The 18069-nt window shown below is 68.4% G+C and carries 19 protein-coding genes; 10 read left to right on the plus strand and 9 right to left on the minus strand.

What is annotated here, in order from left to right; translation table 11 throughout:
• Nucleotides 1-275: 275 nt before the first annotated feature.
• From TS85_RS25665 to lgt, 5 genes are all read right to left on the minus strand, one after another.
• A complete protein-coding gene (locus TS85_RS25665; protein ID WP_044335143.1) occupies nucleotides 276-470 on the minus strand; it encodes a hypothetical protein in 195 nt (64 codons plus the stop codon).
• Nucleotides 471-542: 72 nt separating this feature from the next.
• Entirely contained in the window at nucleotides 543-1313 is a 771-nt protein-coding gene (pgeF, locus tag TS85_RS22135; protein ID WP_044335145.1) for a peptidoglycan editing factor PgeF, read from the minus strand.
• Nucleotides 1310-1816 (minus strand): GNAT family N-acetyltransferase, encoded by a 507-nt coding sequence (locus TS85_RS22140; RefSeq protein WP_044335147.1) that lies wholly within the window; start codon nucleotides 1814-1816, stop codon nucleotides 1310-1312. Before TS85_RS22140 ends, pgeF begins: the two co-directional genes overlap by 4 nt.
• Complete coding sequence (locus tag TS85_RS22145) at nucleotides 1813-2889, minus strand: class I SAM-dependent methyltransferase (protein ID WP_044335149.1); 1077 nt, start codon at nucleotides 2887-2889, stop codon at nucleotides 1813-1815. The genes TS85_RS22140 and TS85_RS22145 overlap by 4 nt, the downstream gene beginning before the upstream one ends.
• A 52-nt stretch (nucleotides 2890-2941) precedes the next feature.
• Nucleotides 2942-3820: a prolipoprotein diacylglyceryl transferase gene (gene lgt / locus TS85_RS22150; protein ID WP_044335152.1), complete on the minus strand. Its 879-nt coding sequence runs from the start codon at nucleotides 3818-3820 to the stop codon at nucleotides 2942-2944.
• A 118-nt stretch (nucleotides 3821-3938) separates the two neighbouring features.
• Here lgt and TS85_RS22155 point away from each other — a divergent pair, with 118 nt between their 5' ends.
• The 4 genes from TS85_RS22155 (at nucleotide 3939) to TS85_RS22170 (ending at nucleotide 9108) form a co-directional block, all read left to right on the plus strand.
• Nucleotides 3939-6182, plus strand: coding sequence for a xanthine dehydrogenase family protein molybdopterin-binding subunit (locus tag TS85_RS22155; protein ID WP_044335153.1), 2244 nt, complete (start codon nucleotides 3939-3941; stop codon nucleotides 6180-6182).
• On the plus strand, nucleotides 6179-7186 hold the full coding sequence (gene hemH / locus TS85_RS22160; RefSeq protein ID WP_044335154.1) for a ferrochelatase: 1008 nt from the start codon (nucleotides 6179-6181) through the stop codon (nucleotides 7184-7186). The genes TS85_RS22155 and hemH overlap by 4 nt, the downstream gene beginning before the upstream one ends.
• 30 nt (nucleotides 7187-7216) lie before the next feature.
• The gene (phbB, locus tag TS85_RS22165) at nucleotides 7217-7939 is read left to right on the plus strand and encodes an acetoacetyl-CoA reductase (protein WP_044335155.1); all 723 of its coding nucleotides are present in this window, start codon (nucleotides 7217-7219) and stop codon (nucleotides 7937-7939) included.
• 185 nt (nucleotides 7940-8124) lie between these two features.
• Nucleotides 8125-9108: an esterase-like activity of phytase family protein gene (locus TS85_RS22170; protein ID WP_052508145.1), complete on the plus strand. Its 984-nt coding sequence runs from the start codon at nucleotides 8125-8127 to the stop codon at nucleotides 9106-9108.
• A 130-nt stretch (nucleotides 9109-9238) separates the two neighbouring features.
• Here the strand turns inward: TS85_RS22170 and rpmB are convergent, their stop codons facing one another.
• Nucleotides 9239-9538, minus strand: coding sequence for a 50S ribosomal protein L28 (gene rpmB, locus TS85_RS22175; RefSeq protein WP_044335157.1), 300 nt, complete (start codon nucleotides 9536-9538; stop codon nucleotides 9239-9241).
• Between the two features lie 166 nt (nucleotides 9539-9704).
• Here rpmB and TS85_RS22180 point away from each other — a divergent pair, with 166 nt between their 5' ends.
• The 3 genes from TS85_RS22180 to TS85_RS22190 are packed head-to-tail and all read left to right on the plus strand — an operon-like array spanning nucleotide 9705 to nucleotide 10671.
• Nucleotides 9705-9998, plus strand: coding sequence for a hypothetical protein (locus TS85_RS22180; protein WP_044335159.1), 294 nt, complete (start codon nucleotides 9705-9707; stop codon nucleotides 9996-9998).
• Nucleotides 9998-10186 carry a YqaE/Pmp3 family membrane protein gene (locus TS85_RS22185; protein ID WP_044335160.1) on the plus strand — a complete coding sequence of 63 codons (189 nt, stop codon included), beginning with the start codon at nucleotides 9998-10000 and terminating at the stop codon, nucleotides 10184-10186. The genes TS85_RS22180 and TS85_RS22185 overlap by 1 nt, the downstream gene beginning before the upstream one ends.
• Before the next feature lie 53 nt (nucleotides 10187-10239).
• The gene (locus TS85_RS22190; protein WP_044335161.1) at nucleotides 10240-10671 is read left to right on the plus strand and encodes a nucleoside deaminase; all 432 of its coding nucleotides are present in this window, start codon (nucleotides 10240-10242) and stop codon (nucleotides 10669-10671) included.
• 4 nt (nucleotides 10672-10675) lie between these two features.
• Here TS85_RS22190 and TS85_RS22195 read toward each other — a convergent pair whose 3' ends face one another.
• On the minus strand, nucleotides 10676-11341 hold the full coding sequence (locus tag TS85_RS22195; protein WP_044335163.1) for an OmpA family protein: 666 nt from the start codon (nucleotides 11339-11341) through the stop codon (nucleotides 10676-10678).
• 130 nt (nucleotides 11342-11471) lie between these two features.
• Between TS85_RS22195 and TS85_RS22200 the strand changes: the two genes are divergently transcribed.
• The 3 genes from TS85_RS22200 to TS85_RS22210 all read left to right on the plus strand — a co-directional run bounded on the left by TS85_RS22200 (nucleotide 11472) and on the right by TS85_RS22210 (nucleotide 14610).
• Nucleotides 11472-12779, plus strand: a complete 1308-nt coding sequence (locus TS85_RS22200; RefSeq protein WP_044335166.1) for a hemolysin family protein — start codon at nucleotides 11472-11474, stop codon at nucleotides 12777-12779.
• 275 nt (nucleotides 12780-13054) lie between these two features.
• Complete coding sequence (gene purE / locus TS85_RS22205; RefSeq protein ID WP_044335167.1) at nucleotides 13055-13540, plus strand: 5-(carboxyamino)imidazole ribonucleotide mutase; 486 nt, start codon at nucleotides 13055-13057, stop codon at nucleotides 13538-13540.
• On the plus strand, nucleotides 13537-14610 hold the full coding sequence (locus TS85_RS22210) for a 5-(carboxyamino)imidazole ribonucleotide synthase (RefSeq protein ID WP_044335169.1): 1074 nt from the start codon (nucleotides 13537-13539) through the stop codon (nucleotides 14608-14610). The genes purE and TS85_RS22210 overlap by 4 nt, the downstream gene beginning before the upstream one ends.
• A gap of 143 nt (nucleotides 14611-14753) precedes the next feature.
• On the opposite strand, the gene TS85_RS22215 is transcribed toward TS85_RS22210, so the two are convergent.
• Together TS85_RS22215 and TS85_RS22220 are read right to left on the minus strand one after the other, a co-directional pair.
• The gene (locus TS85_RS22215; protein WP_044335171.1) at nucleotides 14754-15053 is read right to left on the minus strand and encodes a hypothetical protein; all 300 of its coding nucleotides are present in this window, start codon (nucleotides 15051-15053) and stop codon (nucleotides 14754-14756) included.
• 15 nt (nucleotides 15054-15068) lie between these two features.
• On the minus strand, nucleotides 15069-17945 hold the full coding sequence (locus TS85_RS22220) for a M16 family metallopeptidase (RefSeq protein WP_044335172.1): 2877 nt from the start codon (nucleotides 17943-17945) through the stop codon (nucleotides 15069-15071).
• Nucleotides 17946-18069 lie beyond the last annotated feature (124 nt).

Raw genomic sequence — 18069 nt, forward strand, 5'->3', positions numbered from 1 at the left:
ACAAGGTGGACCTTGCGGTTCATCGTGTCGAATATGTACCTGACCCCCGGCACGTTGATCGTGATTTGTCTGGTGCTCGCGGCGGCAGGCTACATCACGCTTAGGATCGTCCGCAGCGCGTAAACGCCGATTGTAATGCGTCCGCTCACTCCCGTCACTTTTCGGGAAGCAGGCGGACCGCTTCCCACCAACGCTCGCTGTCCAGCCTCCAAGTTTAAAGCGGCCTTTTACGGGTTCCTGCCCCGGCCTCGCTTTCCCTTCGCTGAAGGGCCTCGCTACCCCAGCGTCGACACCGCGCGCTCCACTAATTGCGTCTGGCGGTGGCAGTGGTGGCAGAAGGCGAAGTCGAACAGCGCGCTGATCACCCAGGCTTGCTGCGCCACGTCCCACTCCACCCACGCGTCGCGCGTCACTGCGGTCCCGCCGCAATGGGTGCAGCAATGCTCGACGGGGGTAGGGGGCGACTCCATGGCGACGACCGTAGCGGCGTCAGGCTCCGTATCGGAGAAGAGCGCCTCCGAAATGGATCAACTTGTCGGCGGCTATGCGCCCAGTCCGATGATCGAGACCTGCCGCCCGTAATCGGGTTCGCCGCGATGCGTGGCCCGGCGGAAGCTGTAGAAGCGGCTCTCGTCGGCATAGGTGTCGAGCCCGAGCATCTCGACCGTGCGCAGCCCCGCCGCTGCCAGCCGATGCGCGACATAGGCTTCGAGGTCGAACTGGTGGTGCCCCGCGCGGCCACCATCGGCGAAAAAGCGCTCGTTGGCGGGATCGTGCTCGGCGAAGCGGCGGAAGAAGCCGTCATCGACTTCATAGCTGGCGCGCGCGATGCACGGGCCGATCGCGGCCGCGATGCGCTCGCGGCGCGCGCCGAGCGCTTCCATCGCGGCGATCGTCGAATCGGTGACCCCGCCGATCGCACCCTTCCACCCGGCATGCGCCGCGCCGACCACGCCGGCCTCGCGGTCGGCGAACAGCACCGGCGCGCAATCGGCGGTGAGGATGCCGAGCAGCAGCCCTGGGCGATCGGTGACGAGCGCGTCGGCGCGGGGGCGCAGCCGCTCCTCGAACGGTTCGAGCACGGTGACTGCGTCGGGCGAATGGACCTGGTACAGCGTCACCAGCCGCGCGCCGGGCAGGATCGCGTCGGCGGCGCGGCGGCGGTTCTCGGCTATCGCGGCGGGATCGTCCTGCGATCCGGTGCCGACGTTGAGCCCGGCGACAAGTCCCGTCGACACGCCCCCGCGCCGCCCGAGAAAGCCATGTGCCACGCCCTCCAGCGCCCGCGCGCGGTTTACCTCGACGGCGCTCATAGATCGCACGCCCAGAGCCGGTCGTCGTCGACATGGTCGCCGACGCGAAATTCGTAACGCCCGATCTCGGCAAAGCCGTAGCGGGTGTAGAAGCGCTGGGCGCGGATATTGTCGACGAACACACTGAGCACCATCCGCGCATAGCCCTGCGTCCGCGCGGTGGCGAGCGCCCAGTCCATCAATTGCGGCGCGACGCCCGCGCCCTGCCACGGGGCGAGGACATAGAGCTGGTGCAGCTCGATCGTGCCCGCGTCCCAGTCGCCGGGGAAATCTACCGGCCCCAGCTTGGCGAAACCGATGATCGCGCCGTCGACCTCGGCGATGCGCACGGTGAAGGCGGGGTTGCAGAGCTGGGCGGGGAGCCCGTGCGGCCCGAACGCATTGTCGAGGAAGGTGGCGAGATCGGCGGGCTTGTACAGCGTCCCGAACGTCTCGGTGAACGACGCGCGCGCCATCGCTGCCAGCGCGGGGCCGTCGGCGGGGGTGGCGGGGCGCAGGATCATGCGAAGCCCGCCGGCACCGGCCAGCCCGGCGCGGTGAAGGCGATCACCTTGAACAGATCGCCCATCGCTTCGTCGCCGGTCAGCCGGTCGCGGTCGCCCGCCAGTCCCTCGGCGCGGTCGGGCGCGGCGGCGGCGAGCGCTTGCGTCCGCGCGTCGATGCCCAGTGCGCGCAGGAACGTCCCTTGCGTCACCGGACCATGCACCACCAGCCCCTCGGCCCGTGCCGCCTCGGCGAGCGTCGCGAAATCGACATGCGCGGTCAGGTCGGCCTCACCCGGTTCCTCGAACGGATTGGCATAGGCATGGCCGCGCACCGCCTGGAGCGTGTCGCCGAATGCCGGGCCCTGATAGCCATAGTCGATTACCAGCGCCGCGCCGCCCTGTGCCAACAGCCGCGCCGCGAGATTGCGCAGGATCGCGACGCTGGCGGGGGAGGTCTCCAGCACCGACCCGAACGGCGCGTCGCGCAGGGGCGGGGGGATGATCGCATCGAAGCTGCGGTCGCCCGCGATCGGCAGGAACAATGTGTCCTGGCACGCGACCAGCCGCTCGCGCCAGCCGTCATTGGTCGCGACGAGCTGGCGGATCGGGAGGGCGTCGAAAAACTCGTTGGCGACGACGATCAGCGGCGCGTCCTCGGGCAGCCCGACCAGGTCGAGATGCCATTCGGCGTGCGGCACGCGCTCGGCCTGTGCGGTGCGGAGCACGGGGCTGGTCTCGACGAAATCGACCGGGGGGACGAGCCCCACCTTTGCCATTGCGCGCAATGCGTCGGCGGCGAGCGTGCCGCGACCGGGGCCGAATTCGACATAGCGCGCGTGCGGGCGCCCGGCGCGGTCCCAGAGGTCGGCGATCCACAGCCCGATCAGCTCGCCGAACATCTGGCTCACCTCGGGCGCAGTGGTGAAATCGCCGCGCGCGCCCAGCGGATCGCGGGTGCCGTAATAGTGCGCGTTGGCGGCGGCCATGAACTGCGACAGCGGGATCGGCCCCGCCAGCGTGATCGCGCGGGCGAGCCGTTCGGGGAGAGCGACGCCGGTTGCGGCGTGCGGCGGGGAAGGCGTGTCGGTCATCGGTGCGGCCCTTGCCCTCCCCCGACCCCTCCCGCAAGCGGGAGGGGAGACGTTACGCCACGCTCTCGCCGACGATCGGCTCGACGCGGTGGCGGCGGCCCTTGGCGGTGGCGATGAGGTAGGCTCCGGCGACGATCATCGGGATGCACAGCCATTGCCCCATGTGCAGCCCGGTCATGTCCACCAGCCAGACGAGCTGCGCATCGGGTTCGCGGAAGAATTCGACGAAGAAGCGGCACAGGCCATAGCCGAGCAGCAAAATGCCCGCGAGCTTGCCCGGCTGGTAGCGCGCATCGGTCCGCCAGAAGAAGAACGCCATCACCGCGAACAACAGGACACCCTCCAGCCCCGCTTCATAGAGCTGGCTGGGATGGCGCGCGGGCTCGGGGCCGAAGGCCACGGTGTTGCGGAACACGATGCCCCAGGCGACGTCGGTCGGCCGGCCCCACAATTCACCGTTCACGAAATTGGCCACTCGCCCGAAAAACAGCCCGAACGGCACGACGCACATCACATAATCGAAGATGCGCAGCCAATCGAGCTTGTGCGCCCGCGCCAGTAGGAAGATCGAGAGCGCAAGACCGATGCCGCCGCCATGGAACGACATGCCGCCGTCCCACAGCCGGATGATCTGGAGCGGCGTCTCGATGATCATCTTGGGCGCGTAGAAGAGCACATAGCCCAGCCGCCCGCCCAGGATGATGCCCAGCGTCGCATAGAAGACCAGGTCGTCGGCATGGCGCCGCGCCATCGGTGCGCCCGGCTGCGCAAGCAGCTTGAGCATATACCACCAGCCGATCAGGATGCCGGCGATATAGGCGAGCGAATACCATTTGATCTGGAAGAAGCCGAGATCGAGCGCGACCGGGTCGAGCCCCAGATCCTTGAACTGGATATGGTCGCCGGCGACGGCTAGGATTGTGGTAAGCACGGTCGATCGATCCCCGGCGGTTGGTCGCGGTCGCGTGATAGAGCAGGCGCGTGACAAACCCAAGCGCGCTGTCGCGCCGCCGCTGGCGCGGCGCGGTGGAGCGCGATAGAGCGTGCCGATGGCGTTGGATCTCGGCAGGCTCAGGAAACCCGATCGGCGCACGCTGCTGATCGGTGGCGGCGTCGGCGCCGGGCTGCTGGTCGCCTGGGGGTTGTGGCCGCGCACCTATCTCCCCAACCTCACCGCGGCGCCGGGCGAGAGCCTGTTCGGCGCGTGGCTCAAGATCGGCACCGACGGTCATGTGTCGGTCGCGGTGCCGCAATGCGAGGAGGGGCAGGGGGTGTATACCGCCTTTGCCCAGATTATCGCCGACGAACTGGGCGCCGACTGGCAGCAGGTGGGCGTCGAGCCTGCGCCGCTCAATCCGCTCTACGCCAATGTCCTGGGGGCCGACGCGCTGTTCGGGACGGCCTTTGCCGGGGTCCCCGACGCGCTGCGCCGTGGCCATGCGGTGCGCGTCGGGCTGATGCTCACCGGCGCCTCCACCTCGATCCGCGCGTTCGAGGGCGATCTGCGCCGCGCCGGGGCGACCGCGCGCGCGCTGTTGTGCAAGGCTGCGGCGCGGCGATGGGGCGTCGACTGGCAGGCGTGCAGCACCGCAAAGGGACTGGTGGTCGAGGGCAACCGCAAGCTGGGGTTCGGCGAACTCGCCGCCGACGCCGCGGACGAGACCGCGCCGCGCGACGTGGCGCTGCGCACCGGCGAGGCCGACCGGCTCACCGGCCAGCCACTGCCCCGGATCGACGTGCCGGCGAAGACCGATGGCAGCGTCAACTATGCCGCCGATATCCGGCTGCCCGACATGGTGTTCGCATCGATCCGCCAGGGGCCGACCGGCGATACCGAGCTGGTCAAGCTGGATCGCGCCGCCGCGGACAAGGTGCCGGGGATGCTCGCGGTGGTGACGCGGCGCGCCTGGGTGGCGGCGGTCGGGAACAACTGGTGGGCGGCGGATCGCGCGCTGGATGCTATGCGCCCGCGCTTCCGCACCCCCGATCCGGTGGTGAACAGCGACACGATCGCGGAGGCCTTGCAGGCGGCGCTGAACGGCGACGGGGTGCGCGTTTCGGAAGCGGGCGATCTCGCCGCGGATTTCCGGGGCGCGCGGGTGGTTTCCGCCGAATATGGCACCGATCTGGGGCTGCACGCGACGATCGAGCCGATGACCTGTACCGCTGCGTTTGCCGACGGGCGGCTGACGCTGTGGCTGCCGACCCAGGCGCCGGGGCTGGCGCGTGCGGCGGCGGCGCGCGCGGTTGGCATTGGCGAGGGGCGCGTGACGATCCACCCGACGATGGCGGGCGGATCGTTCGGCGCGAAGCTCGAGCATGACGTCGCGGTGCAGGCGGCGCTGCTGGCGCAGGCAGTCGGGCGCCCGGTCCAGCTCACCTGGCCGCGCGGCGAGGATTTCCGCCGCGATCGCTTTCGCCCGCCCGCCGTCGCCCGGATGACGGCGCGGTTGAACGAGCAGGGCCATGTCACCGGATGGCTGGCCAAGATCGCCGCACCCGATACCGGGCGCGAGATGGGCGCGCGGTTGCTGGCGGGCGATGCGCTGTCGGCGGCGGCGCGCGCGCTGGGCGGAGCGGGCGATCCGTCGGCGGTCGCGGGTGCGACCCCGGTCTATGGCATCCCCAATTATGCCGTCGATCATCACCCTGCGGCGATCGGGGTGCCGACCGGATACTGGCGATCGGGCGCGCATGCCGCGACGTGCTTCTTCACCGAAAGCTTCCTCGACGAACTCGCGCATGTCGCGGGGCAGGACGCGCTGACCTTTCGGATGGCGATGCTCGGCAACGAGCCGCGGCTCGCCCGCTGCCTGCAAACCGTGGCGCAGCTCGGCGGGTGGCAGGGCGGCCAGCCCGGCAGCGGGCAGGGGATCGCCTGCCACGCGTTTCGCGGATCCTATATCGCGGTGATGGCCGAGGCGCAGCTTACCAGCGACCGGCGGGTGAAGGTCGACCGGCTGGTCGCCGCGGTCGATTGCGGGCGCGTCATCAACCCCGATCTCGTCACCCAGCAGATCGAAGGCGGGCTGATCTTCGGGCTGGCCGGGGCGATCGGCTGTTCGACGGGCTTTTCGGAGAATGTCGCCGACATTCGCGAGATTTCGGAGCTGATGCTGCCCACGCTCGCCGATGCGCCCGACGTGTCGGTGGAGATCATCCGCAGCACCGCCGATCCCGGCGGCGCCAGCGAACTTGCGGTGCCGCCAGTGGCCGCCGCCATCGCCAATGCGCTCCAGTCCGCGACAGGCACGCGCTTTCGCCGGATTCCTCTGCTATCGGACCTCGAATGACTCTCCCCCCCGATCATCCCCCGGTGCCCCGCCCCCGGATCGGCGTGCTGCTCACCAATCTCGGCACCCCCGACGCGCCCGATACTGCGTCGGTGAAGCGCTATCTGGGCGAATTCCTGTCGGATCGCCGCGTCGTCGAAATCCCGCCTTTGCTGTGGCAACCGATCCTGCGCGGGATCATCCTGCGCACCCGCCCGGCCAAGTCGGCGCACGCCTATCAACAGGTGTGGAGCGAGGACGGATCGCCGCTGGCCGCGATCACCAAGGCACAGTCGCGCGCGCTGGAGGGGGCGTTCGGGCCGGGCGTGCTGGTCGATTGGGCGATGCGCTATGGCAATCCGTCGATCGCCGATCGGCTGGCGGCGATGAAGGCTGCGGGGTGCGAGCGCATCCTGGTCGCGCCGCTCTACCCGCAATATTGCGCAGCGACGACGGCGACGGCCAACGACGCCGCCTTTGCCGCGCTCGCGAAGATGCGCTGGCAGCCCGCCTTGCGCACGCTGCCGCCCTATCACGACGACGCTCTGTACATCGCTGCGCTGAAGGACTCGGTCGAGGCCGGGATCGCGGCACTCGATTTCGAACCCGACGCCGTGATCACCAGCTTCCACGGCATGCCCGAGCGGACGCTGGTGCTGGGCGACCCCTATCATTGCCATTGCCAGAAGACCGGGCGGCTGCTGGGCGAGGCGCTGGGGCGCAAACTGGTCGTGACCTTCCAGTCGCGCTTCGGACGCGCCAAATGGCTCGAGCCGGCGACCGACACGACGCTGGAGGCATTGCCGGGGCAGGGGGTCAAGCGCGTCGCGATCCTGGCCCCCGGCTTCTCCGCCGATTGCCTCGAGACGCTCGAAGAACTCGCGATCCGCGGGCGCGAAAGCTTTATCGCGGCGGGCGGAACCGATTTCGCCTATCTGCCTTGTCTCAACGCAAGTGCGCCCGGCATCGAAATGTTACGGTCGATTCTGGCGCGGGAACTTGCGGGATGGGTCGACGCTGCCTAGCGTGAAACCGAACAAGAGGAGAGGAAGTACATGGCACGCGTAGCGATCGTGACCGGCGGCACGCGCGGGATCGGCAAGGCCATCAGCCTCGCACTGCAGGATGCAGGGATGACCGTCGCCGCCAATTATGCCGGCAACGACGAAAAGGCCGCGGCCTTTACCGAACGGACCGGGATCAAGGCGTATAAATGGGACGTCGGCGATTTCGAGGCCTGCGCGGCGGGCGTCGCACAGGTCGAGGCCGAACTGGGCCCGGTCGATGTCGTGGTGAATAATGCCGGGGTGACGCGCGACGGCACCATCCTGAAGATGAGCCGCGACATGTGGGAGGATGTGATCCGCATCAACCTGGGCGGATGCTTCAACATGGCGCATGCGGTGTTCCCGGGGATGCGCAACCGCAAATGGGGCCGGATCGTCAATATCGGATCGATCAACGGCCAGGCCGGGCAATATGGCCAGGTCAATTATGCCGCCGCGAAATCGGGTATCCACGGCTTCACCAAGGCGCTGGCACAGGAAGGCGCGCGCGTCGGCGTGACCGTCAACGCGATCGCGCCGGGCTATATCGATACCGACATGGTCGCCGCGGTGCCGCCCGAAGTGCTGGAAAAGATCGTCGCCAAAATCCCTGTCGGCCGGCTGGGCCAGGCGAGCGAAATCGCGCGCGGCGTGGCGTTCCTGTGCTCGGACGAGGCGGGGTTCGTCACCGGATCGACGCTGTCGATCAATGGCGGGCAGCACATGTACTGAAAATAACGGGGGCCGATCCTGCAGGACCGGCCCCCGACCCTCGATACGCTACGCGAGGGGTACTGGTACGCGATGACCCTCGTCTAGGACGCCGCGCGTGATCGCTTGCTGAACGGCGTCGTTATCCGAGGTTCAGCTTCGCGGTACGGCTGGCGGCGAGCGTGCGAGTCGCTATGAGGCGCGGCATGCGTCCGCTGCTGGCACTGGCCATTCTGTTCCTGATCAACATCGACTCGACCACGGCGCTGATGCGCCAGGTGCTGGGCGAGCATGCCGTGATCGACGCGCGGCGCGTGCCGCTCGATGCCGGCGATGCGGCGCGGGTGCGGGTGGGGGGGCTGACCTATCTGGGCGGTGTCGTGCTCGACAGCCCCGACCCGGCCTTTGGCGGCTTTTCGGCGATGCAGCTGGCCGGCGACCGGTTCACGCTTGTCAGCGACAATGGCAATGTCGTGCGGTTCCGCATGGGGCCCGACTGGCGCATTCGCGAGCCCGCGTTCGGCGACCTGCCCGGCGGGCCGGGGACGGGGTGGAAGAAGGAGCAGCGCGATTCCGAATCGCTCGCCTGGGACCCGGTCAGCGGACGGATCTGGATTGGGTTCGAGCGGTATAATGCGATCTATCGCTACGATGCGGCGCTGTCGCGGGTCGAGGCGTCGGCACAGCCCCCGGCGATGGCCGATTGGTCGAAGGCGGGCGGCCCCGAATCGATGACGCGGCTGCGCAACGGCCATTTCCTCGTGATCAGCGAGACCTCGCGGCCCGATGGTGCGCCCGACGCGCGGATCGGGCTGCGCTTCGCGGGCGACCCCACAGCGCCAGGCGCCCGTCCGGTGCGGTTCGGCTATGTGCCGCCCCCGGGCTACGACCCGACCGACATCGCCGAGCTGCCCGATGGCCGGCTGCTGGTGCTCAACCGCCGACTGTCGCTGCCCGGCCTGTTCACGGCCAAGCTGACGGTGATCGACCTGCACGGGGTGCGCGTCGGCGGCGTGGTACGCGGCGTCGAGATCGCGACGCTCGAGGCGCCGCTGCTCCACGACAATTTCGAAGCGCTGGCCGTGACGCGCGAAGGCGATGCGACGATCGTCTGGATCGCCTCCGACGACAATCTGGAGGTGTGGGAGCGTTCGCTGCTGCTCAAGTTCCGGCTCGATCGCCTGCCCTGAGCCGTGCGCCGCGCCGCAAACGCACGCAGGCGCGCAGATACCAGGACGTTCCCTTGCGGAAACGCTCCCGGATCAGCGCGCGGTGCATGACAAGGCGCGCCCCGGCATGGGGCACGCCGAAAGCAAAGGGTTAGGCGGCCGCTTCTGCGGGAGCGCCAGCCTTGCGCACTTCGCGCTTAAGGCGGCGTGCGCGCAGCGACAGATCCTCGTCGCTGGTCTTGAGCAGCCAGTTGTCGAGACCGCCGACATGCTCGACCGAACGCAGGCCGTGCGTCGAGACGCGCAGGCGCACGCTCTTGCCGAGGGTGTCCGACATCAGCGTGACATTCTGCAGATTCGGCAGGAAGGTACGCTTGGTCTTGTTGTTGGCGTGGGATACATTGTGGCCCACCTGCCGGCCCTTGCCGGTCAGCTCGCAAATGCGCGACATCGCTGTTAATCCTGATTTTGGCCTAAGCCGGAAAGGCCGCGCCGATACCCGCTATGGGACGGCACGTCAACCGATTCGCCCATCAAAGCCCTTGTGACGATGCAACCTGCGTGGTTGGTGGTGCGTTAATTACGCAAGCGATTCAAACACTGGGGAGCTGAAGACGATGCGTGGAATATTGGTATTGGTAGGGCTGGCCGCGATAGCGGTCGTCGTCCTTATGTCGCTCGGCATGCTCTCTGTCGAGCAGCAACAGGGGATGTCGCTGCCGCGAGTCTCGTTCGACGCGCAGGGCGGCCAGTTGCCCAAGTTCAAGGCCGAGACGGGCAGTGTCGGCATCGGCACCTCCAACAAGACCGTCGATGTGCCTACGGTGGAGATGAAGAGCACGACGGTGAGCATCCCCACTATCGAAGTGAAGCAGGCGCCGGGCGCATCGCCTACGCCTGCCGCGCGGTAATGCGTGCGTCCCCGGGGCGCGTCGTGGCAGCGGCGCTGTTGCCGCCGCTCGGCGTGTATCTTGCGCGCGGTCCGGGGCGCGATTTCGGGATTGCGTGCGGGCTCACGGTGCTGGGGTATCTCCCCGGCGCCGCGTTCGCGCTCTGGTCGGTGCTGCGGCAAGACCGTGCCCCGCCCGCAATGGCGTGACGGGGGCGCGGCGGACCGCTAAGCCGCCGCACATGTTTCCTCTTCCCGAACCGATGCGCGCGGCCCTCGACGCGGCGGCGCGCGCTGCGGACTCGGGCGAAGTGCCCGTCGGCGCGGTGATCGTGCGCAACGGCGAAATCATCGCGACCGCGGCCAATGCCCCGCGGTCGCTGCACGATCCCACCGCGCATGCCGAAATGCTGGCGATCCGCGCCGCCGCCGCGTTGCTCGGGCGCGAACGGCTGGAGGAGTGCGACCTGTGGGTGACGCTGGAGCCCTGTGCGATGTGCGCAGGCGCCATCGCCCATGCCCGGATCGCGCGGCTATACTATGGCGCGCCCGATCCCAAGGGCGGCGCGGTCGAGCATGGCCCCAGGCTCTTCACCCAGCCGACCTGTCACCACCGCCCCGAGCTCTATCCCGGAATCGGGGAAGCCGAGGCGGCGGCGCTGCTGCGCGACTTCTTCCGCGCGCGGCGGGGCTGAGCGATCAGGCCTGGATGGGCACGATCTTGATCTCGACCCGGCGATTCTCGGCGCGGCCCTGTTCGGTGTCGTTGGGCGCGATCGGCTGGGTCTCGCCAAAGCCGCGCGTGCCGAGGCGCACGCTCTGGACGCCGCGACTCACCAGATAGTCGCGCACCGAATTGGCGCGGCGCTCGGACAGGCCAAGGTTATAGCTGTCCGACCCCACCGAATCGGTGTGGCCGTACACGTCGACATAGGTCTGCTCGTAATTGCGCAGCACGTCGGCGACCTGATCGAGCGTCGAGCGGAACTCCGGCTGCACCGCCGACTGGTCGGTCGCGAAGGTGACATTGGAGGGCATGCGCAGCACCAGCTCGTCGCCCTGGCGAATCACCTGCACGTCGGTGCCGGCGGTGCGGCGGCGCAGCTCCTGCTCCTGGCGATCGATGTACGAGCCCACCGCCACGCCCGCGAGCCCGCCGATGCCTGCGCCCAGGATCTTCTCGGTCCGGTCGTTGCGCCCGCCGACGAGGTCGCCGAGCAGATAGCCGCCCAGCGCGCCCACGCCGCCGCCGATCGCAGCGCGCGATACGCGCTTCTCGCCGGTCACCGGATCGGTGACGCACGCGCCGGTCAGCGCGGTCGCCGACAAGGCGGCGAGCGTCAGCAGCTTGCGAACAGGGGTCATACTGTGTCTCCTTTGTGTCTGATACCCCCGGAAACCCGTATCGGGCCCGGCTTGTTCCGCCTGCGCAACCGAATGTCACGTACAGCCGGTTGTGAAGCGCTGCGGAGTGCCTGTATGGAGGGCGTACATCATGAACGACCCTTTCCCCTGGATCGACGTGGCGATCATCCTGGTGCTGATCGCCGTAAACGGCATCTTTTCGATGTCGGAACTAGCCATTGTCTCTTCGCGCCCCGCGCGGCTGGAGGCGTTGGCGAAAGCCGGAAGCCGGGGCGCGGCCACCGCGATCCGGCTGTCGCAGGACCCCGGCAAGTTCCTGTCGACTGTCCAGATCGGCATCACGCTGATCGGGATCGTCTCGGGCGCCTATTCGGGTGCCAGCCTGGGCGGGCCGGTGGCGCAGCGGCTGGCGCCGCTGGGGCTGAGCCCCGAATTCTCGACCACGCTGGCGCTGATGCTGGTGCTGGCGGTGACGACCTTTGCCACGCTCGTCGTCGGCGAACTGGTGCCCAAGCAGTTCGCGCTGCGCTCGCCCGAGCCGATTGCCGCGATCATGGCGCTGCCGATGCTGTGGCTGTCGTGGATCACCGCCCCTTTCGTCTGGCTGCTCGATTCGGCGAGCGGTCTGATCTTTCGCCTGCTGCGGATGAACCGCGAATCGGAGAACCGCGTGACGGCGGAGGAACTCCATCTGATCGTCGCCGAGGCGCGCAATTCGGGCGTGATCGAGGAACATGAGCGCTCGATCATCTCGGGCGTGGTGCGGCTGGCCGATCGCCCGGTGCGCGAAGTGATGACGCCGCGCACCGATGTCGACTGGCTCGACATCGACCTGGACGGCGACGGCATCCGCGACGCGCTGCTCGCGACGCAGCACACAAGGCTGCCGGTGGCCGAGGGGTCGGTCGATTCGGTTGTCGGGGTGGTGCAGGCGCGCGACATCGCCGCCGCGCTGTTCCGCGGCGAACCGCTCAACCTGCGCACGCTGATGCGCCCCGCGCCGATCCTGCCCGACCAGGTCGATGCGATGGACGCACTGGGCGCGCTGCGCCGCGCCGAGGTGCCGATGGGGCTCGTCCATGACGAATATGGCCATTTCGAAGGCATTGTGACGCCCGCCAACCTGCTGGCGGCGATCGCCGGCGACTTCGCATCGGATGCCGAGCCGGGCGAGAGCCCGAACGTCGTGCAGCGCGAGGACGGCTCGCTGCTCGTCTCGGGCCAGATGCCCGCCGACGCGCTCGCCGACCGGCTGGGGCTCGACCTGCCCGAGGACCGCGATTACGCGACCGTGGCGGGGCTGGCGCTCGCGGTGCTCAAGCACCTCCCCGACGAAGGCGAGATTTTCGAGGAACAGGGCTGGCAGTTCGAGATCGTCGACATGGACGGCCGCAAGATCGACAAGCTGCTGGTGAGCAAGGTGGGGCATAAGGGATAGGTTCGGCGGCGTTCGGCGATGGCGCGGCTTTCGCGCGCTCCCCTCCCTGGAGGGTGCGCCTTATCCTACGCCGAACTTGTTTCAGCATCCGTCGCGCCACAGGCTGCGGCATTGCCCGTGGAGGGTTGGACCCCGAAACAGGTACAGGCTCATGATGGGGAGGAAAGCGGGGCTCTGCATCGGGTTCGAACGCCCTCGCCATTCCAAGGGGAGGATTTTATTGCCCTCCTCTCCCTCCGCCACTAACAACCCACGCTTCGCAACACGGGGCAGGCATGTCGGACGCACCTTTAGTCGGCATCATCATGGGCAGCACGTCCGATTGGGACACGATGCGCCACGCCGCGCGCATCCTCGACGAGCTGGGCGTGCCGCATGAGACCAAAGTGGTGTCCGCGCACCGCACCCCCCAGCGGCTCTACGACTATGCCGCCGCCGCCGCCGGGCGCGGGCTGAAGGTCGTGATCGCGGGCGCGGGCGGCGCGGCGCATCTGCCGGGCATGGCGGCTGCGATGACGCATCTGCCGGTGCTGGGCGTGCCGGTGGAATCCAAGGCGCTGAAGGGCGTCGACAGCCTCTATTCGATCGTCCAGATGCCCGGCGGCATTCCCGTCGGCACGCTGGCGATCGGCAAGCCGGGGGCGATCAACGCCGGGCTGCTCGCCGCCGCGATCCTCGCCACCTCGGACGAGGCGCTGTCGCAGCGGCTCCAGGCATGGCGCGCGGCGCAGACCGCAGGCGTTGCGACCGACCCCGAATGAGCACGCTCCCCCCCGGCTCCACGATCGGCATATTGGGCGGCGGCCAGCTTGGGCGGATGCTCGCGGTGGCGGCGGCGCAGCTCGGCTATCGCACGCATATCCTGGCCCCCGACGAGGAAAGCGTTGCGGCGCAGACGGCGTCGAGCTTCACCCGCGCCGATTATCACAGCCGCATCGTCCTCGACGAACTGGCGGCGCAGTGTGACGTCGTGACCTATGAGTTCGAGAATATCGCACTCGGCCCCGTCGAGCACCTCGCGAGCAAGACCCCCGTGCGCCCCGGCGCGCAGAGCCTGTCGATCGCGCAGGACCGCGCGCGCGAAAAGGCATTCGTCGCCGCGCTGGGCGGGCGTACCGCGCCCTGGGCGCCGGTGACGACGGCGGAGGAATTGCAGGCCGCGATCGACGCGATCGGCGCCCCCGCGATCCTGAAGACGCTGCGGCTGGGCTATGACGGCAAGGGGCAGGTGCGCATCCATAACGCCGCCGACGCCGCCACCGCCTGGGCGGAAATCGGCGAGCGGCCCGCGATTCTCGAGGGCTTTGTGCGTTTCAGCCACGAATTCTCGATCATCACCGTGCGTGGGCTCGACGGCACGCTGGCGAGCTACCCGCCGCCGTGGAACGAGCATAAGGACGGCATCCTCGATCGCTCCACCTTGCCCGCGCCCGCCGAGATCGCGCGCCATTGGGGCGAGGCGGCGACGCTGGCCGGGCGGGTGGCGGACGCGCTCGACCATGTCGGGGTGCTGACGCTCGAATTCTTCGCGACCGACGATGGCCCGGTGTTCAACGAAATGGCGCCGCGCGTCCATAATTCGGGGCATTGGAGCATCGAGGGCGCCGAATGCTCGCAGTTCGAGAACCATATCCGCGCGATCTGCGGCCTGCCGCTGGGTTCGACGGCGCTGACCGGGGTGCAGGTGGAGATGCAAAACCTGATCGGCGCCGATGCCGATCGCTGGGCCGACTATATGGCCGAGCCGGGCGCACACCTGCATCTGTACGGCAAGGGCGCAGCGAGGCCCGGGCGCAAGATGGGGCATGTCACGCGGGTTAAGCGGGGCTGAGGCGGGTTCCCCGCGAAAGCGGGGGTCCAGAGCCCGGAGCGCACCGCCTGTAACCCTGGGCTCCTGCCTTCGCAGGAGAGCATATGAAGAAAAGGCCCGCATCCTTCCGGAAGCAGGCCCCTTCTCCTGACGCTACGCCGCGTTCAGGCGCGCGTGCCGGTCATCGGGAAGCTGCCGAATGCGCCCGCGGTCACGGTGCCGGTCATCGCGTCGCCGTCGACGGTCGCCTCGCAGGTAAGCGTCATCGGCATCGGGACCGTGATGTCGAGCGTCCAGGTCAGCGTGTCGCCAGCGACCCGGCCGTCCTTGATCTCGGTCGTGCCCATCGCGCCCGAATAGGCGCCGGTGAAGCTGTCGCCTTCGCTGGTGATCGTCAGGGTCGCCTGCTGGTCGCCCATCGGCGACCGTGTCACGGTATCCCAGCTGCCATCCACATTCGCCATGTCATTCTCTCCTGATCATTTCGCCGGCGCGGGGCGCGCCAGCGCCGCTGCCGGCACCACCTCGACAGGCAGGCCGATGCTGTCAAGCTGGGGCCTAACCTTCGCAGCGTCGCCCACCACAACCCACAGGAACCGGTTCGGGTCCAGAGCCGCGCGTGCCGCAGCGTCAAGCTCGGCTGCGGTCATCGCGCGATATTTTTGCGCGACGGTGCTGTAGAAATCGTCCGGGCGGCGGCGCAGGTCGTTCTGCTGCATCGCCGACAGAACTGCGCCCGATGTTTCATACTTGCCCGCCAGCTCGCGCACCGCGCCGTTGACGGTCAGCGTCAGTTCCTTCTCGGTCACGCCGTTGGTCGTCAGGAAGTCGCGGACATCGCCGATCAGCGCACGGATCGAATCGCCGGTCTTGTCGGCCTGGACGGGCGCGCTGATCGTGTAGGGCACGGCATGTTCGAGCCAGCTGAACCCGCCGCGCACGCCATAGGACCAATGCTTCGCCTCGCGCAGATCCATGTTGATCCGCGACAGGAAGCCCGAGCCGAGCACTTCGTTCGCGGTGATTTCGGTCAGCAGCTCCTGGTCGGGCTTGAGCGGCGTCATCTGCGCGGCGAGGATCAGCGATTGCGGCGAATTGGGTCGATCGACCAGCAGGATGCGCGGCGATGCCGGCGTGGGTGCGGCGGCGAACGACTTGACGCCCGCGGGCCCCTCACCCCGCCAGTCGCCGAAGCGCGCCTCGAGCGCAGCCTTGACCTCCGCCAGCGGGCGATCGCTGACGACGAAGACCTTCGCCTTGTCCGGGCGGATCCAGGCGCGGTGGAACGCGACCAGATCGTCGCGGGTCAGCGCCTTGACCACCTCGGGATCGCCGCTGCCCGCCGCCAGCTTGCCATAGGGATTGGCGGTTCCGTAGAGCAGGGGCGGCAGCGCGCGCCCGCCCAGACCCTCGGCGCTGGTCAGTTCGGACGCGATGCCGGTGAGCAGCGTCGCGCGCAGCCGCTCGACTTCGGCGGGGGCGAACGCCGGGTGCCGCACGACATCGGCGAACAGGTCGAGCGCGCCCGCCAGGTTCGGGCTGGGGGCGCTGACCGACAGAATCGTGCGATCGGTGCCGGTGCCGCCGCCGATCGAGGCGCCCAGCCGTTCGCGCGCCTCGGCAATCGCTGTCGAATCGAGCGTCGTGGTGCCTTCGTCCATAAGCGACGCCGCCAGGCTCTGGGTGCCCAGCTTGCCGTCGGGATCGGCGGCGACGCCCGCGTCGAAGCTCATCACCACCTGCGTCACCGGAACCGCGGTGCGATGGGCGTAGACCAGCTCGATCCCGTTCGAGAGCTTGGTCCGCTCGACCTTGGGGAAGACGAGATCGCCGATCGCGGCGACGTCGGGCATCTTGCCGCGGGTGCCCTTGACCGGCTCGGCCTTGGGCGCGTTCGGATCGGGCTTGGCGGCGGCGACTGGCGCCGATTCCTGATAGGCTTCGCGCTCGCCGGGCTCGACCATCACGGTGAGCGACGGGCGCTTGAGCCATTTGTTCGCGGCGGCGGTGACTTCAGCGGGGGTGATCGCCGCGGTCTTGGCCAGCTCTTTCTTGTAGAAGGCCGGATCGCCCGAATAGAGCGCTCCGGACGCCAGCGCGACGGCCTTGCCGCCGAACCCGCCGACCGATTCGAGACCGGAGATGCGGCTGGAGACGCTGGTGGTCGCCACGCGCATCACTTCGTCCGCGGTCGGCCCCTTGGCGAGCAATTCGGCCATCACTTCGTCGAGCCGCTTGCTGACCAGCGCGGGATCGACGCCCGGCTTGACGATCGCCTGGATCGTGAACAGCCCGATCTGGGTCATCGACTGGTTGCCCGCCGAGACCTGCACCGCAATCTTGTCGCCACGAACCAGCGCATTGTCGAGCCGCGAGCTGGCGAGCCCGCCCAGCACTTCGCCGAACACGTCGAGTGCGACGGCATCGGGATCGTTGATCCCGGGCACGGCCCAGCTGCGCACGATCATCGTCGCGGCGACGCGGTCCTTCAGCACCACAGTCTTGTTCTGGGGCAGGGTCGGGATGGTGACGGCTGGCGGAGTGCTCTCCGGGCCGCGGGGGATCGCGCCGAAATATTTCTGGACCAGCGGGCGCGCGGTCTTTGCATCGATATCGCCCGCAAGGACGAGCACGGCATTGTTCGGGCCATAATGGCTGCGGAACCAGTTCTTGACGTCGTCGACGCTGGCCGCGTCGAGATCGGCCATCGAACCGATCACATTGTGGCCATAGGGCGTGCTGCCCAGCAGTTCCTCGAGGATCGTGTAATAGACCAGCCCATAGGGGCGGTTATCGCCCTGGCGCTTTTCGTTCTGGACGACGCCGCGCTGCTCGTCGAGCACCTCCTGCGTGATCGCGCCGGTGAGCCAGCCCATCCGATCGCTTTCGAGGAACAGCGCGCGATCCAGCGCCGGGGTCGGAACCGTCTCGAAATAATTGGTGCGGTCGAAACTGGTGGTGCCGTTGAAATCGGTGGCGCCGACCTGTTTGAGCGGCTCGAAGAAATCGCCGGGGGCGTTTTCCGAGCCGTTGAACATCAGATGCTCGAACAGATGCGCGAAGCCGGTCTTGCCCGCGGGCTCATGCTTCGATCCGACATCATACCAGGTCGATACCGCGACGATCGGCGCCTTGCGATCGGTGTGGACGATGACGCGCAGCCCGTTGGACAGCGTGAATTCCTGGTACGGAATGTCGACGCGCTTGACGAGTTCGGCGACCGGCACCGGCTTCGCCACCGGCGCCGCGGCGGGCGCAGCCGCGGGGGCGGGCGCCTGTTGCGCGGCGGCGGGGACGATCGTGGCGGTTGCCAGCGCGCAGGTCGCGGCGCTGCAGAGCATCAGGAAGGATTTCATGGGGAGGGTTTTTCCGGAACTGGTTGCGGATGCGACAATAGCGCGGCGCGGGCCGCCCGCAAAGCGCGCTTGTGGGGTGGCGATTTTGGTCTAGCTTCGGGGGATCGCCTCTCCCGTTTTCGAG

This window comes from Sphingomonas hengshuiensis, from assembly GCF_000935025.1.
In the GTDB taxonomy this organism is placed as follows: domain Bacteria; phylum Pseudomonadota; class Alphaproteobacteria; order Sphingomonadales; family Sphingomonadaceae; genus Sphingomonas; species Sphingomonas hengshuiensis.